The organism is Niallia sp. FSL W8-1348 (assembly GCF_038006745.1).
Lineage (GTDB): Bacteria > Bacillota > Bacilli > Bacillales > Cytobacillaceae > Niallia > Niallia alba.
Genome location: NZ_JBBOVV010000003.1, coordinates 375,477 through 391,601, shown reverse-complemented (window position 1 = coordinate 391,601; position 16,125 = coordinate 375,477). Strand labels below are relative to the sequence as shown.

At 34.5% G+C, this 16,125-nt stretch carries 13 protein-coding genes; all 13 read left to right on the top strand.

Annotated features, from left to right (window positions below; genetic code table 11):
- Nucleotides 1-107 precede the first annotated feature (107 nt).
- Nucleotides 108-1,073, top strand: coding sequence for a 6-phosphofructokinase (gene pfkA / locus NST60_RS24600; RefSeq protein ID WP_040343181.1), 966 nt, complete (start codon nucleotides 108-110; stop codon nucleotides 1,071-1,073).
- 116 nt (nucleotides 1,074-1,189) lie between these two features.
- A complete protein-coding gene (gene pyk / locus NST60_RS24595; RefSeq protein ID WP_016202782.1) occupies nucleotides 1,190-2,950 on the top strand; it encodes a pyruvate kinase in 1,761 nt (586 codons plus the stop codon).
- Between the two features lie 248 nt (nucleotides 2,951-3,198).
- Nucleotides 3,199-3,588 carry an FxsA family protein gene (locus tag NST60_RS24590; protein WP_016202781.1) on the top strand — a complete coding sequence of 130 codons (390 nt, stop codon included), beginning with the start codon at nucleotides 3,199-3,201 and terminating at the stop codon, nucleotides 3,586-3,588.
- A gap of 357 nt (nucleotides 3,589-3,945) precedes the next feature.
- Nucleotides 3,946-5,688 (top strand): sensor histidine kinase, encoded by a 1,743-nt coding sequence (locus tag NST60_RS24585; protein WP_169188964.1) that lies wholly within the window; start codon nucleotides 3,946-3,948, stop codon nucleotides 5,686-5,688.
- Between the two features lies 1 nt (nucleotide 5,689).
- Nucleotides 5,690-6,475, top strand: coding sequence for a response regulator transcription factor (locus tag NST60_RS24580; protein WP_169188963.1), 786 nt, complete (start codon nucleotides 5,690-5,692; stop codon nucleotides 6,473-6,475).
- 112 nt (nucleotides 6,476-6,587) lie between these two features.
- Nucleotides 6,588-7,907 carry an extracellular solute-binding protein gene (locus NST60_RS24575; RefSeq protein ID WP_169188962.1) on the top strand — a complete coding sequence of 440 codons (1,320 nt, stop codon included), beginning with the start codon at nucleotides 6,588-6,590 and terminating at the stop codon, nucleotides 7,905-7,907.
- 219 nt (nucleotides 7,908-8,126) lie between these two features.
- Nucleotides 8,127-9,005, top strand: a complete 879-nt coding sequence (locus NST60_RS24570) for a carbohydrate ABC transporter permease (RefSeq protein ID WP_016201835.1) — start codon at nucleotides 8,127-8,129, stop codon at nucleotides 9,003-9,005.
- Nucleotides 9,006-9,020: 15 nt separating this feature from the next.
- Nucleotides 9,021-9,917, top strand: coding sequence for a carbohydrate ABC transporter permease (locus tag NST60_RS24565; RefSeq protein ID WP_016201834.1), 897 nt, complete (start codon nucleotides 9,021-9,023; stop codon nucleotides 9,915-9,917).
- 22 nt (nucleotides 9,918-9,939) lie between these two features.
- Nucleotides 9,940-12,060, top strand: coding sequence for a glycoside hydrolase family 52 protein (locus tag NST60_RS24560; protein ID WP_341100653.1), 2,121 nt, complete (start codon nucleotides 9,940-9,942; stop codon nucleotides 12,058-12,060).
- A gap of 238 nt (nucleotides 12,061-12,298) precedes the next feature.
- Entirely contained in the window at nucleotides 12,299-12,934 is a 636-nt protein-coding gene (locus NST60_RS24555; protein WP_101730647.1) for a YesL family protein, read from the top strand.
- 116 nt (nucleotides 12,935-13,050) lie between these two features.
- Nucleotides 13,051-13,842, top strand: coding sequence for a Nif3-like dinuclear metal center hexameric protein (locus NST60_RS24550; RefSeq protein ID WP_016201831.1), 792 nt, complete (start codon nucleotides 13,051-13,053; stop codon nucleotides 13,840-13,842).
- A gap of 332 nt (nucleotides 13,843-14,174) precedes the next feature.
- Nucleotides 14,175-15,137, top strand: a complete 963-nt coding sequence (locus NST60_RS24545; protein WP_016201830.1) for an ABC transporter permease — start codon at nucleotides 14,175-14,177, stop codon at nucleotides 15,135-15,137.
- 12 nt (nucleotides 15,138-15,149) lie between these two features.
- Entirely contained in the window at nucleotides 15,150-16,019 is an 870-nt protein-coding gene (locus NST60_RS24540) for a carbohydrate ABC transporter permease (RefSeq protein ID WP_016201829.1), read from the top strand.
- Nucleotides 16,020-16,125 lie beyond the last annotated feature (106 nt).

Genomic DNA, 16,125 nt, shown 5'->3' with positions numbered 1-16,125 from the left:
TATGTAAATTTTGTGAAATATGTTGCAGACAGCTATTTTGTTATATAATAGTATATGTATGTTGTGCTACATAATTTATTTGTTAATGAAATTATGAGGTGAGGAAATTGACAGTTAAAAGAATTGGTGTATTAACAAGTGGCGGTGACGCACCAGGAATGAATGCGGCCGTTCGAGCGGTAGTACGTAAAGCCATATTTCATGGCGTAGAAGTATATGGTGTTATTGGCGGTTATGCTGGGCTAATTAGTGGTAACTTCAGAAAATTAGAAGTTGGCTCTGTTGGTGATATTATTCATCGTGGCGGAACATTCCTTTTTTCTGCGCGCTGTGAAGAATTTAAAACAAAAGAAGGTCAACAAAAAGGAATTGAGCAATTAAAGAAACATAATATCGATGGTCTTGTTGTCATTGGTGGAGATGGGTCTTATATGGGTGCGAAGGCGCTTACAGAACAAGGCTTTCCTTGTGTTGGCGTTCCAGGTACAATTGACAATGATATTCCAGGAACGGAATTTACTATTGGCTTCGATACGGCACTAAACACAGTTATTGATGCTATTGATAAAATTCGTGATACAGCAACTTCTCATGAAAGAACATTTATTATTGAAGTGATGGGAAGAAATGCAGGAGATATCGCATTATGGGCTGGATTAGCTGGTGGTGCGGAAACAATCCTTATTCCTGAAGAAGGTTTCCATTTAGAAGAGATTGTAAAGAGATTGAAAAAAGGTCAGGAGCGCGGCAAAAAACATAGTATCATCGTCGTAGCTGAAGGAGTAGCAAGTGGTGTTGAAATCGGCAAATTAATTGAAGAAAACACAGACTTTGATACACGTGTATCTGTTTTAGGACATATGCAACGTGGTGGATCACCTACAGCACAAGACCGTGTATTAGCTAGCCGTCTAGGAGCTTATGCAGTTGAGCTACTTGTTGAAGGTAAAGGTGGAAGAGCTGTTGGTATCGAGAAAAATCAATTAGTAGATTATGATATCATTGAAGCGTTAGCACGTAAACATACGATTGACAATAATTTATATCACTTATCAAAAGAATTATCAATTTAATAAAACAGTAGGAATTTATGATTATCTAGTACATGTTATGACAGAGATAACGCATAAATTCCTAAAATGCTGTTAAGTAATTATTTTTTTACTAATATTATCGGAGGTTATTTTGAATGCGTAAAACGAAGATTGTATGTACTATTGGACCTGCAAGTGAAAGTGTAGAAAAATTAACGCAATTAATGGAAGCTGGAATGAATGTTGCTCGCCTTAACTTTTCTCATGGCGATTTCGAAGAGCATGGTGCTAGAATAAAAAATATTCGTGAAGCAGCAGAAATTACTGGTAACAATATTGCGATTCTTTTAGATACAAAAGGTCCTGAAATCAGAACAAACAATATGAAAGATGGTGCTATCGAACTAGTTTCTGGTAATGATATCATCGTTTCTATGACAGAAGTAGAAGGTACAACAGAAAAATTCTCTGTTACTTATGAAGGCTTAATTGATGATGTGGAAGCTGGTAGTAAAATTCTACTTGATGATGGCTTAATTGGTCTTGAAGTAACAAAAGTAGATAAAGCAGCTGGGGAAATACATACAAAAATTTTAAATTCAGGAACATTAAAAAATAAAAAAGGGGTAAACGTTCCTGGAGTAGCTGTAAAGCTTCCTGGTATGACAGAAAAAGATGCAAATGATATCCGTTTTGGTATTGAACAAGGAATTGATTTTATTGCTGCATCTTTCGTACGACGTGCATCTGATGTTTTAGAAATTAAGCAATTATTAGAAGATAATAATGCATCTCATATCCATATTATTCCTAAGATTGAAAACCAAGAAGGTGTGGATAATATTGATGAAATTCTTGAAGTTTCTGATGGATTAATGGTTGCCCGTGGTGATTTAGGGGTTGAAATTCCTGCTGAAGAAGTACCATTAGTACAAAAATTATTAATTAAAAAATGTAATACTTTAGGTAAACCAGTTATTACTGCAACACAAATGCTAGATTCTATGCAACGTAACCCACGTCCTACTCGTGCAGAGGCAAGTGACGTAGCAAATGCGATCTTTGATGGAACGGATGCAATTATGCTTTCAGGAGAAACAGCAGCAGGATCTTATCCAGTAGAAGCTGTACAAACAATGAACAATATTGCTTCAAGAGCAGAAGAAGCTTTAAATTACAAAGAAATTTTATCTAAACGCAGCAGAGATTCTGAGCATTCTATTACTGATTCAATCGGACAATCTGTTGCTCATACAGCATTGAATTTAGAAGTAAAAGCGGTAATTACACCAACTGGTAGTGGCCATACTGCAAGAATGATTTCTAAATATCGTCCAGAAGCTCCAATTGTTGCTGTAACTTATGATGCAAGAATTCAAAGACAATTAGCACTAGTTTGGGGAGTATACCCACGTCTAAGCCAAAAATCAGAATCAACAGATGAAATGCTTGATGTAGCTGTTCAAGAAGGTGTTAACAGCTCTATCGTAACTCATGGAGATTTAGTAGTGATTACAGCTGGCCTTCCTGTTGGTGAAACTGGTACAACAAACATCATGAAAATTCATGTAATTGGAGATGTTCTTGCTAAAGGACAAGGAATTGGCCGTAAAACTGCATTCGGTAAAGCTGTAATTGCGACAAGTGCAAAAGAAGCTTTAGATAAAGTTAATTCTGGTTCAATTCTTGTAACAAATGCAACGGATCGTGATATGGTGCCTGCATTAGAAAAATGTAGTGCATTAATTGTTGAAGAGGGTGGCTTAACAAGCCATGCGGCTGTTGTAGGTTTAAATATTGGAATTCCTGTTATCGTAGGAGTAGAAAATGCAACAAACATCTTAAAAGATGGATTAGATATTACAGTTGATTCTCGTAGCGGCTATGTTTATAGCGGACATGCTAGCGTACTTTAATCTGTGAATCATTAAATAATCCAAAGGAAGAATAGCCTTACCTAAATTAATAGGTAAGGCTATTCTTCTTTTTTTGTAGGCGGCTACTACACTGGGATTGGAATCCATACTAGCAATTGTAGCTATCTAATCAGAATAACAGAATTTTACAATGACATAAAAAGAGAAACGGATGCTGTCTACTATCAGCAAGGAACAAAAAAAGGTATAATAAAAAGAAAGGGAAATTAAATGAGGATGGTGACAACTTGAGAAATTTTATTATCAGCTTGCTGCTATTGCCACTAATCGAGCTTATAATCTTTCTTCTAGCTGGAAATATAATTGGAATAACAGAAACCTTAATTATAGTAATTGGAACAGGAATTTTAGGTGGGGTTTTACTAAAGAAACAAGGATTAAAGGCAATTCGCAATGTCCAAGTTCAGTTAAATCAAGGTATAATGCCAGGAGATGCTATTTTAGATAGCTTTTGTGTGCTTGTAGGCGGACTGTTATTGCTGTTTCCAGGATTTCTAACGGATATTGTAGGTGTTATTATTCTATTCCCTCCTACAAGGAGAATAGGAAAGAACTTATTAATGAGAAGCATACAAAGAAAGCTGCAAAAGAAAAATCGAGTAACCATTATTCATTAGTAGATAAACCTGTTTTTTAAAGATTGTTGTCTTTAATATGAAAAGGAGGTACTGAGCAGACTGAATACACGTAGACCCTAGTATAGCGGGAGAGATGAGATATCGTAAGGCTTGCCGAGCTGAAGTGTATTCAGGCTCTGAGCTAAAGCAATAAACTTTATGAAAACAGCTAAATAAAAAGGGAGTCTGAATTTATTACAAAAGTAATTGGTCAGGCTCTTTTTTGTATTACATATATATCTGAAATTTTCTTTGAATTCAAATTAAATATTATGTTTATTTGTATAATGAATAAACAAAGTGTGCGGAATTTTTGGTATAATAATGTTGCAAATAAAGAGAAAGGCGATAAAATCGATGTTTAATTTATTAAGGAAATGGAATACATTACGGAATCAGATCTTATTTGTATTTTTATCAGTTATGGTAGTCGTTCTTTTATTTGTAAGTACATTGATTTTTAATCAAGTATCGTCATTATTAAAAAATAATGCAGAAAAACAAATTCAACAAGTCGCAGTGGAAGCAAACGGAAGAATCGAGACTTTGTATGAGCAGTTAAATATGGCGTCTAAATTAGCAGCAACTAATGATAAGTTACAAAAGCTTTTAACGAAGGAATATGAACAAAAGAATGTAACTTTTTATGAAAAACAAGAATTGATGGGAACTGTTAATACAATCACGGCCAATTCTGATGGCATCTTTTCTTTTCAGTTATTTACAAGTAATCAAAAACGAATTTTGCCACTTGATGATGCGAATATAATGACTGGTTTGGATGCGAGTTGGGTAGAAAAGGCTGATCAAGCAAAGGGAAGTCTTGTATGGATTGGAGAGGATCCTAATGACAGCAATTATTTTCTCGCAATCAGGAGAGTCAATCTAATTAATCGCAGTTTTACTAATGGTGGATATCTGCTTTTTAGTATTTATGATAATTATTTTCAGTTTGCTAATCAAGCGCTTACCGATGAAACAAATCAATATTTTATCCTTTTAGATCAATTAAATCAACCAATAATCACTAATTTTGAACAGTCAAGTGAGCCAATCGTACAGAGTAATAAAAAAACAATTCAAATAAATGAAAAGGATTACATGATCACGAAAAACTTTTCCTATATGACAGGTTGGACTGTCCTGATTTTGACACCGTACAATACATTAACAGAAGGCATTACGGTGTTACGAACGAGTATCCTTCTTGCTGGTATAATTGGACTGCTAATTTTCTTTGTCTGTTCTTTTTTTCTTTCGAATATTATCACTCGGCCCATTATCCGCTTAACAAATACGATGAGATTCGCTAGTGAAGGTTCATTACCGCTGACACCCAGCATCTCCTCAGTCAATGAAATAAATGAACTAAATAGTACATATAATCAACTCGTAAAAGAAACAAACCATTTGATAACGATGGTTTATCAAAAGGAAATTTTTCGAAGTAGAAGTGAATTAAGAGCTTTGCAGGCACAAATCAATCCTCACTTTTTATTTAATACACTAGATGCCCTTCATTGGTCGCTAGAAGAAAAAGACGAGGAAGAGTTAGCAGAGCTTGTAGTTACTATGTCTAATTTATTTCGATACACTATTTCTCGATCTACAGAAGATGAGTGGGTTCGTATAAAAGACGAGATAGCACATATAGAAGATTATATGGAAATAATGAAAATGCGATTTGGAGAAGAGTTGAAATGGCATATACATCTCCCAAAAGCATTTGAAGAGGTTAAAATTCCAAAATTTTTAATACAGCCATTAGTAGAAAATGCTGTATTACACGGTGCAGAGAATAAGGTAGGACAATGTACTGTTGATGTAGTGGTGAAACAAGCAGAAATAGATAACCACATAAAGGTGATTGTTAGAGATGATGGAATTGGTATAAGTGAGACTAAATTATCAAGAATTAAGGAATCGATGGAAAGAGGAGGCATTACTTCTGCTACAGGCAAAGGAATGGCTATTTCCAATGTATATAAAAGGCTTACACTCTATTATCAGGAAAGGCAGCAAAAGGGACTAATAATTGAAAGTACTGAAAATAAAGGAACATTAATTTCTTTTGAAATTCCAAAAGATGGAGGGATGTAAGATGTATGCGAAAACCATTTTGATTGTTGATGATGAGCCAAGATCAAGGGAAGGCATCAAAAAAACGTTGGAGAGCTGGTCTAACGGGCAATTTCAAATTTTGACGGCAGAAAATGCAGAAACTGCCATTGACATCATGCAAAATCAAAAAGTAAACATCCTCATAACAGATATACGCATGCCAAAAATTACGGGTATAACCATGCTTAAAACAATGAAAGATCAAAAATATTTGCCTGTGGTTATTGTAATCTCCGCCTATTCGGAATTTGAATATGCTCAAGAGGCTCTTCGATTAGGCGTTATTAATTATTTATTAAAGCCAATTAGTAAAAAGAAATTAATTGAAGCTGTTGAAGATGCCATTAAAATTGATAAAGATAAAGAAAGAGCCGATATTATTTCAAGGGTTGTCGATAATAAGTTAATAGATGCAACAGTAACAAATGAATCGGTAAGAGAGCCGATTCAGAAAGCTTTGCTTTATATTGACAAGCATTTAAAAGAAGAATTAACTCAACGTGATGTAGCCGATCATGTTTATTTAAATCCGAGCTATTTTAGTGTGCTATTTAAAGAGGAGATTCGTTTAACGTTTAGTGAATATATCATGAGAAGAAGAATTCAGCATGCCAAAAATCTGCTTATCTCTACAAAGCTCTCCATTACTGATATTGCAGAAGAATCAGGATATAAAACAGCTAAATACTTTATTAAAATCTTTAAAGAGCTAGAAGGAAAGACACCGAGCGCTTACCGAAAAACAAATAATGAAAGGGCTTTCTAAAAATAGTTGAACTTTTTCTAATCATTGTTACCTTTTTTAGAAAATCTAATAATGATAGACTTTATTTGTAAGAAAAAAGTAAATAAATAGGATGGTATAGGGGGTAGTTTTAATGTTTCATAGAAAAGCAATGTCAGCACTATTATCTATTGCTTTATTAATGGTTTTAGTTTTAGCAGGATGTTCTTCATCCACTTCTTCGAACGATGAAAGCGCTTCAAAAGATGGGGATAAAACAGTAATTAAATTTATGCATCTATGGCCAGAGGGGAGCTCGAAAGCACAGTTCACAATTGTAAACGATATCATTAAGCAATATGAAAAAGACCACCCAGATGTAAAAGTTCAAACAGAGATTCTTGGAAACGAGCAATATAAAGATAAAATTAAAGTACTATCAGCGTCTAATGAACTTCCAGATGTTGGGGTAACATGGGCAGCAGGATATATGCAGCCATTTGTTAAAGGTGAAATGTTTGCTCCATTGGATGATGTAATAGATAGCAACTTTAAAGATCAATTTGTTGCAGGTACGACAGAAGCATTTGCCATAGACGGTAAAACATACGGTCTTCCACTCGAATTAAATATAACACCTGTGTATTACAATAAAGAAATCTTTGAAAAATATAATCTAGAAGTTCCTGAAACATATGATGAATTTTTAACTGTTGTTAAAACACTAACTGATAATGGTGTTACACCAATCACATTAGGTAATAAAGATCGCTGGACTGGTTCTATGTGGTATATGTACCTTGCAGATAGAATTGGAGGACCAGAAGTACTAACAAATGCAATTAATCGAAGCGGTAGTTTCGAAGATCCAGCACTTGTTCAAGCAGCTGAAGAAATCAAAAAATTAGTGGACATGGGCGGGTTCGTAAAAGGTTTTAACGGTTTATCCAATGATGAGGCAAAAGGATACTTTATGAATGAGCAAGCAGCTATGTATTTAATGGCTACTTGGGAATTGCCAAACTATACAACTAGCCCAGATGTTACACAAGAATTTAAAGATAAAGTAGGATACTTTAAGTTTCCAACTTACGAAGGCGGTAAAGGTGATATTAACAGTTATGTAGGTGGACCTGGAGTTGGATTGTTTGTTTCTGAGAAATCTAAAGTAAAAGAAGAAGCAAAAGATTTTGTTGCTTATTTAGTACAAGAATGGGGCAAAAACTCTGTTAAAGATGCGGGGGTAATTCCAGCAACTGTTGTTGACACTTCAAACATTGAGCTAGATCAAATGTATATCGATATTTTAAATGATCTTGGTGAGGCATCAAACTTAACATTATATGCAGATGTTCAAATGAGCTCTAGTGTAGCACAAGTACATTTAGATATGATTCAATCACTATTTGGCGGTCAGGCAACACCAAAAGAATTCACAGCAAAACAAGAACAAGCATTAGCTGAAGAAGAATAACAAAAGAACAGGTGGAATCTATCAGAAAAAGCAGGTGGATTCCACTATTTAAAAGATTATCACTTTGAATAAATAGTTATGATAATCACATTATTGATTTTAAGAGAAGGCTCTGTTAAACGATAATATTGGTCTAATGTATGTAACATTACTTCATTAGAATATCCAAACTTATCCTTTAACAAAGCCTTCCTAATCAATAAGGAGGGAGAGCAGAAAATGAAAAACGTGATGTCGAATAAATGGATTATTACCCTTTATGTGCTCCCTGCACTGTTACTCATTTTAATTTTAATCTATATTCCTATTATATTAACAGGATATTATGGCTTAATGGATTGGGACGGTATAGGAGCTAAGACCTTTATAGGGCTAGATAATTATATACAGCTTATGAAAGATAAAATGTTTTGGACGAGTACTTATCATTCGGTTTTATTAGCTGTTTTTTCTGCAATTAGTTTAATTGCCTATTTAGTAATTTCATTAATTTTAGCAAGTAAGATAAAAGGGGCAGGATTACTTCGTAAAATTTACTTAATTCCTATGTTATTGTCTTCTGTAGCGATTGCCCAGTTATGGTTGAAAATTTTTGATCCAACAAATGGAATGCTAAACAAACTATTAGAAATGTTTGGGGTCGTAAATACACCGATATGGCTGGCTGATCCTAATTTAGTACTATACTCCATTTTCATTCCAATTGTATGGCAATATGCTGGATTTTATATCATTATTTATTATGCAGCATTAAAAGGAGTGCCAGACGAAATTATTGAGGCAGCAAAAATTGATGGAGCAACACCATTTCAAATAGCTTATAAGATTAAGCTTCCATTGATTGCTCCCGTAATAAAAGTAACAATCGTATTAGCAATTGTAGGGTCATTAAAATACTTTGATTTAATCTATGTAATGACTGGTGGAGGACCAAACGGAGCTAGTGAAGTAATGGCATCTTATATGTATAAGGAAGCATTCAAAACATATAATTTCGGCTACGGTAGTGCAATTGGGTTTGCGTTACTAGTGATCTGTCTTGTCATGACATGGGTAATACAAAAATTAACAGCATCAAAAGAAGATGCTCAGTACTAAAGGAGAGAGATAATCATGAGTGAAGTAGTGGTTCAAAAAAATAATAAAACTGATTTATCCACATCTCCTAAAATAAAAGGATCTATTGGAAGTAAAATAGGATACGGCTTTTTGTATTTAGTGCTTGGAATAATTGCCATTTTTCAAATATATCCACTCATTTGGTTGTTCTTCTTTTCTTTAAAAACAAATCAAGAAGTGTTTGGCTTATCTCCATTTGCTCTTCCTAAGGATCCGCAATGGGGGAACTATGTAAAAGTATGGACACAAGGGAATATTAGCCAATATTTCTTTAACAGTGTTTGGATTACCGTTATTGCAGTAGTTTTAACAGTCATTTTGGCAAGTTTTGTTACCTTTGCAATTACAAGAATGCATTGGAAACTAAGTAAACTGGTTCTTGGTTTATTTATGGTAGGAATCATGATTCCCTTGCATTCCACATTGATTCCTTTATTTAGTTTCTTTAATCAATTACAACTAATCGATAATCCGCTATCGATTATCTTATCGTATACAGCGTTTAATCTGCCATTAACTATAATGATTTTATTAGGATTCTATCAAGCATTACCGCGTGAATTAGAAGAAGCAGCTGTAATGGATGGTTGTTCGATTCATCGCATATTCTTTCAAATCACGCTACCAATGACAACTCCCGTTATGGCAACCGTTGTTATTATCAATATGATTTATAACTGGAATGAATTTGTGTTCGTTAATACATTCATTAGCTCAGATAAATGGAAAACATTAACCGTTGGTGTGAATAACTTTGTCGGTCAATATTTAACAGATTGGGGAGCTATTGGCGCAACTTTAATGATTAGTATTATTCCAATTTTAATTGCCTTCATCGTATTAAGTAATAAAATTGTAGAAGGATTAGCTGCTGGATCTGTAAAAGGATAAGGAAAGGGAGGAATTAATAACGATGCCAAAAAATTCATTTTTTAATGCTCATCATTCTCCAATAGGAGCGTTTTCCAGCTTCACACTAGGTTTTCCAGGTGCAGGTGGCGGATTAGATTTAGAGCTAGGTCGTTCTCCTAAACAAAATATTTATATTGGTGCTGAAGTCTTAGACAAAAAAGGGACATATCAAGCATTTCCATTCTTTGCGTATCAAGATGATGATGAAAGTAAAAGGTATGATATTGAAAATATGGATCCAGATCCTGATAAGCCTAATATAATTTTTCCTATCTCTAAAGATAAAATAAAACGTAATTTTCAACTTGGAACAGATACATGGGAATCTGAGGATCTATCTTTTACTATTTACTCCCAAGTGGAAGGTGTTCCAGATCCAAAAGCTGCAAATGAAGAAGAATTGAAACGTACTATTTTGCCAGCTGTACTTGCTGAATTGACAGTAGATAATACAAACGGAACAAGAAATAGACGGGCTTTTTTCGGCTATCAGGGGAGTGATCCTTATTCATCGATGCGAAGAGTCGATGATACAATGGATGGCTTTGCAGGTATTGGTCAAGGCAGATTGACTGCTATTGTATCCAATAATCCTGATGTAAAATCAGCAATGCACTTTAGTTTGGAAAATATTCTAACAACTCCTGAAGAAGAGAATTGGACATTTGGATTAGGACCTTTAGGAGCACTTGTTATGGATGTTCCAGCAGGAGAAAAAAGAACATACCAATTTGCCATCTGTTTTTATAGAGGTGGGATTGTAACTGCAGGAATGGATACTTCTTATTACTATACAAACTTCTTTAATAATATCGAGTCTGTTGCTGAATATGCGCTTAAAAACTTTGATCCACTTGCAGACAGAGCGAAAAATGCGAATAAAAAAATAGATAGTACAAATCATTTATCGGAAGATCAAAAATTTATGTTGATTCACTCGATTCGCAGCTATTATGGATCTACACAATTGTTAGATTATAATGGTGAACCCTTCTGGGTGGTAAACGAAGGGGAATATCGAATGATGAATACCTTCGATTTAACAGTGGATCAGATTTTCTATGAACTAAGGATGAATCCATGGACAGTGAAAAATGAATTAGATATGTTTGTACAACGATTTAGTTATGAAGATACCGTTCGGTTTCCAAATGATGATACAGAATATCCAGGCGGCATAAGTTTTACCCATGATATGGGCGTAGCGAATACTATATCTCGTCCTCATTATTCATCCTATGAATTATATGGCTTAGACGGATGCTTCTCACACATGACACATGAACAGCTAGTAAACTGGGTATTATGTGCTGCTCTTTATGTTAGCCATACAGAGGATAAAGAGTGGCTGGATGCGAATTTAGAAATAGTGGAACGATGTTTTGATAGTATGTTAAATCGAGATCATCCAGAACCAGATAAACGTAACGGCTTAATGGGATTAGATTCTTCGAGAGTAATGGGTGGTGCAGAAATTACCACCTATGACAGCCTTGATGTGTCTTTAGGGCAGGCAAGAAACAATATTTATCTCGCAGGAAAAATATGGGCTTCCTATATTGCGCTTGAAAGAATATTTGCAGAGAATGAGCGAACAGAGTTAGCCAAAATTGCTGGAGAACAAGCAGAAAAATGTGCGGCAACGATTGTGGAGCATGTAACGGAAGCTGGTTATATTCCAGCTGTCATCGGTGAAGGCAATGACTCGAAAATTATTCCAGCAATTGAAGGATTAATATTCCCATACTTTACAAACTGTAAGGATGCATTAGATGTGAATGGTCGTTTCGGGGCATACATTCAAGCATTAAAAACACATTTTGAAACAGTTTTAACAGAAGGAATTTGTTTATTTGAAGATGGTGGCTGGAAAATTTCATCGACAAGTAATAATTCTTGGCTAAGTAAAATTTATTTATGCCAATTTATCGCTCGAGAAATTCTGGGCTGGAACTGGGATGAAAAAGGAGCAAAGGCTGATGCTACACATGTAGAATGGCTAACACATCCCGAACTGTCCATTTGGAGTTGGAGTGATCAAATAATAGCAGGAGAAATTGCGGGAAGCAAATACTACCCACGCGGAGTAACAAGCATCTTGTGGTTAGAAGAAAAGCAGTAGAAGCCCCTTTTCAGATAGTGTATTTCCGCTCTTAACGGGTAGTGAAAACCTTCAGATTAAGCTGCGGAAAATGGAGGAAGCCTTTGTGATGAAACTCTCTCTTAAAAGTCTGATAAGTACAACTAACCATCAGTGGGGGATGAGAAAAGATCCCTACTGATGGAAGTTTTCTTTATAGTAATTTAAAAATAAGTCAGAAAATAGGCTAGAAGGAAAGAAGAAAGTAGAGGGGATAAGCATGTCAACAAAACCAATGGGGAAGTTATATACCATTTGTGAATGGATTATGAAGCTAGCTTATATTAATTTACTGTGGATAATGTTCACAGTCAGTGGTCTTATCCTATTGGGCTTTATGCCAGCAACAGCAGCACTATTTACTGTTGTCCGAAAATGGTTTATGAAAGAAACGGAAGTTCCCATCTGGAAAACATTCTTCTCCGTCTATAAAAGTGAATTTATCAAGAGCAATAGTTTTGGTTTAGTATTTGTAATGGCTGGAATAATGTTGTATGTAGATTACTATCTTATTTTAAATTTAGATGGGATAATCCGTATTGTTGCAACAAGTATATTGCTATTGATTTCTTGTTTATACCTTATTACCGTTTTATTCTTCTTTCCTGTTTACGTACATTACGAGCTAAAGTTTTTTGACTACTTTAAATACTCCTTTTTTCTAGGAGTTTTAAATATCCACATATTAATGCTAGCGATCCTTGGATTAGCAGCAGATATGTTTCTATTATTCTATATACCTGGTCTTCTTCCATTTTTTAGTGGCGTTTCTATAGCTTTCATACTAATGTCAAGTAGTATTCTCATTTTTCAGCGTGTGCAGAAACTAAAAACAAATAAAGTGATCACAGAATAAGAGTAGAATCGATAATTAGAAAAAATAATAGTAAAAGTTGTAAAAAAAAATAGTTTGTATATTGAATAAACAAACTTTGGCATGGTATAATTTGATTAACTTGAGGGGGAGATAAAATGACGAGTGTTCAAAGAGTAGTAGAAAAACTAATCGAGCCCGCAAGAAAGTTTGAATCAACAACAGATGTACTAATAAAAGGATCTCCTCATATTGATGTGACAGGAATTGTAATCGCATTCATGCTAACGCAAGAAGTATTAGAAAAGGCAATTTCACTTAAAGCTAATTTGATCATTACCCATGAAGGTCCTTTTTACAGTCATGCAAATTGGAAAGACAAATATGCGAACGATCCTATATGCATGGCAAAGCTCCGATTAATAGAAGAGTCGAATGTCACTATTTTTCGCTTTCATGATTATTTTCATCGCTATGACCCAGACGGAATAATGCTAGGTTTAATCCATAAGCTTGAATGGAGAGAATATATCGAAAAGCATCAACCAACAGCAACAACTTTAACGATACCGCAAAAAACGGTTGGGGAAATAGCAACGTATGTAAAAGCGAAGCTTGGTGCGCCTTTTGTAAGAATTGTAGGCGATTTGTCCATGCAATGTCAAAAGATAGGATTACTTGCAGGCTATCGTGGTGGAGGAGAATTGGTAATTCCTTTATTCCAACAGCACCATTTAGATCTAATTATAGCAGGCGAAGGTCCAGAATGGGAGTCACCTGAGTATGTAAGAGATGCTATTTACCAAGGGAAAAAGAGGGCAATAATTTTGATTGGTCATGCTGTTAGTGAAGAACCAGGCATGGAATATCTAACATCTATAGTGAAAGCTGAATTTCCACATATTCCTGTACATTACTTGAAAGAGGATCCACTGTTTCAGATTCTTTAAACAAGAAAAGTTTTTGTCGATAATCTACCATACTAGTATGGTTAAACTGAATGAACAAAAAATCCGCATTTCACAACCTGATTAACATTTATTCTTTTCATTACCATCACTCCAATTTAAATCGACTTTGCAATCAATCATAAACTTATTTATATTATCTTTTTTTAATTTTGTAATAGAGCTTCTTAGTTTTGTTGGGTAAGCGCTTTAAAGTAGTGTATTTCGCTTCATTCATTTAAGTGAAGCTTTGCTTTATAACAGTCTGCTAGCTGCTATTCAATGAATCAGCAAACGACTGGTGTGTCACTATTAAACAGAAACGGGGGGTTCTCATGGAAACAGAAGTCGTTCAATCACAAGTAAATAAGACAATAAAGACAAAAAGAAGTAGATTTAAAACAACGTTAACTGCTATACGGAAAGATTGGCAGCTATATTCCTTGTTGGTTTTACCACTCATCTATTTATTAATTTTTAAATATGGTCCAATGCTTGGAAATGTTATCGCTTTCAGAAGGTATATGCCAGGCGGAAAAATGTATGGCGAACAATGGGTAGGCTTATATTATTTTGAGATGTTTATTAACGACCCGGTATTTTGGAATGTATTTAAAAACACCCTCATTCTAGGCGGAATAACTTTACTGTTTTGTTTTCCGATGCCAATTATTTTTGCTCTTCTTTTAAATGAAATAAAGTCGAAAAAATTCAAGAAATTTGTACAAACAGCTTCCTATTTACCGCATTTTTTATCTATTGTTATCATAGCTGGAATGATTTTACAATTGACTGCATTAAACGGTTCCATTAATGCGATAGTAGAGTTTTTTACAGGAGAAAAAATAAGCTTTATTCAAAGTCCAGACTGGTTTAGGACAATTTATGTTACATCGGAAGTATGGCAAGGAATGGGATGGGGAGCGATTCTTTACTTGGCTGCCCTAACGACTATTGATGATTCTTTATATGAAGCAGCAAAGATAGATGGTGCTAACCGCTGGAAACAAACCTGGCATATTACCATTCCAGGTATATTGCCGACAATTGTTACACTCCTAATTTTGAATATTGGTAGTTTCCTAGCGATTGGCTTTGAAAAGATCTTATTGATTTACAATCCTTTAACCTATGAAACTTCAGATGTTATTTCAACATATCTATACCGTGTTGGTTTAGAATCAAATAATTTTAGTTATGCGGCTGCTATTGGGTTATTTGAATCCATAATAGGCTTAGTGCTTGTGTTAACAGCGAATAGCATATCGAGAAAACTAACTGAAAGAAGTTTATGGTAGGGGGGAGATTAGATGAAAGAATCGAAGCAATACAAAATCTTTAAAGTCTTTAATGTATGTATTCTATTAATTATTATATTTTGTACGTTATATCCATTTATAAATGTAGTTGCACAGTCTTTTAGTAGTGAGTCTTATATCAATTCAGGACAGGTAAATTTGTTTCCAAAGGGATTTAATGTAGAAACCTATCAGAAGGTTCTTTCTGATACGATGTTTTGGATTAATTATAAAAACACAGTTGTGTATACAGTGGTAGGTACAATCATTTCCATGTTTTTGACGACAATATTTGCCTATGCACTTTCAAAAAGAAGATTAGTAGGACGCAGGTTTTTAACAGTATTTGCTGTATTTACGATGTTCTTTAACGGAGGCTTAATTCCAAACTATGTTTTAATCAACGCATTAGGATTCGCTAATACTATGTGGGCAATTGTTATCCCAGGTGCTATTAGTATTTATAATATGCTGATTATGAAATCTTTTTTTGAAAATATGCCTGAGGAACTTGAAGAGGCAGCAGCTATTGATGGTTTAAACACGTATGGCATTCTATTAAAAATTGTATTGCCATTAAGTAAAGCTGTAATTGCCACGATGGTGTTATTTTATGCAGTGGCATATTGGAATTCTTGGTTCAGTGCTTTCATTTATTTAGATAAAAAAGAATTATTTCCAGTTACTATCTATCTACGAAATATGATTGCGGGAACAACTAGTGGCATGTCAGCTGGTGCAACATCAGCCGACAACTTAACACAAATCTCTGCAAATATTAAGTCGGTAACAATGGTATTAACGATTTTGCCAATATTAACGGTGTATCCATTTGTACAAAAGTACTTTGTTTCTGGCGTAATGTTAGGTTCTATTAAGTAATAAAATAGGACCTTAATAGTAACAGGAGTTCAGCGTAGTTGTTTTTCCTAAGGATTCCTTCTATACGCCTGCTTTTAGTGAAAAACGACTTTACGCTTTTCCTATA

Bases quoted from the DNA above. Each gene is read 5' to 3' on its own strand.
- pyk (WP_016202782.1), top strand. From the start codon at position 1,190: ATGCGTAAAACGAAGATTGTATGTACTATTGGACCTGCAAGTGAAAGT.
- NST60_RS24580 (WP_169188963.1), top strand. From the start codon at position 5,690: ATGTATGCGAAAACCATTTTGATTGTTGATGATGAGCCAAGATCAAGG.
- NST60_RS24560 (WP_341100653.1), top strand. From the start codon at position 9,940: ATGCCAAAAAATTCATTTTTTAATGCTCATCATTCTCCAATAGGAGCG.
- NST60_RS24550 (WP_016201831.1), top strand. From the start codon at position 13,051: ATGACGAGTGTTCAAAGAGTAGTAGAAAAACTAATCGAGCCCGCAAGA.
- NST60_RS24565 (WP_016201834.1), top strand. From the start codon at position 9,021: ATGAGTGAAGTAGTGGTTCAAAAAAATAATAAAACTGATTTATCCACA.
- NST60_RS24575 (WP_169188962.1), top strand. From the start codon at position 6,588: ATGTTTCATAGAAAAGCAATGTCAGCACTATTATCTATTGCTTTATTA.
- NST60_RS24555 (WP_101730647.1), top strand. From the start codon at position 12,299: ATGTCAACAAAACCAATGGGGAAGTTATATACCATTTGTGAATGGATT.
- NST60_RS24540 (WP_016201829.1), top strand. From the start codon at position 15,150: ATGAAAGAATCGAAGCAATACAAAATCTTTAAAGTCTTTAATGTATGT.
- NST60_RS24585 (WP_169188964.1), top strand. From the start codon at position 3,946: ATGTTTAATTTATTAAGGAAATGGAATACATTACGGAATCAGATCTTA.
- NST60_RS24545 (WP_016201830.1), top strand. From the start codon at position 14,175: ATGGAAACAGAAGTCGTTCAATCACAAGTAAATAAGACAATAAAGACA.
- NST60_RS24570 (WP_016201835.1), top strand. From the start codon at position 8,127: ATGAAAAACGTGATGTCGAATAAATGGATTATTACCCTTTATGTGCTC.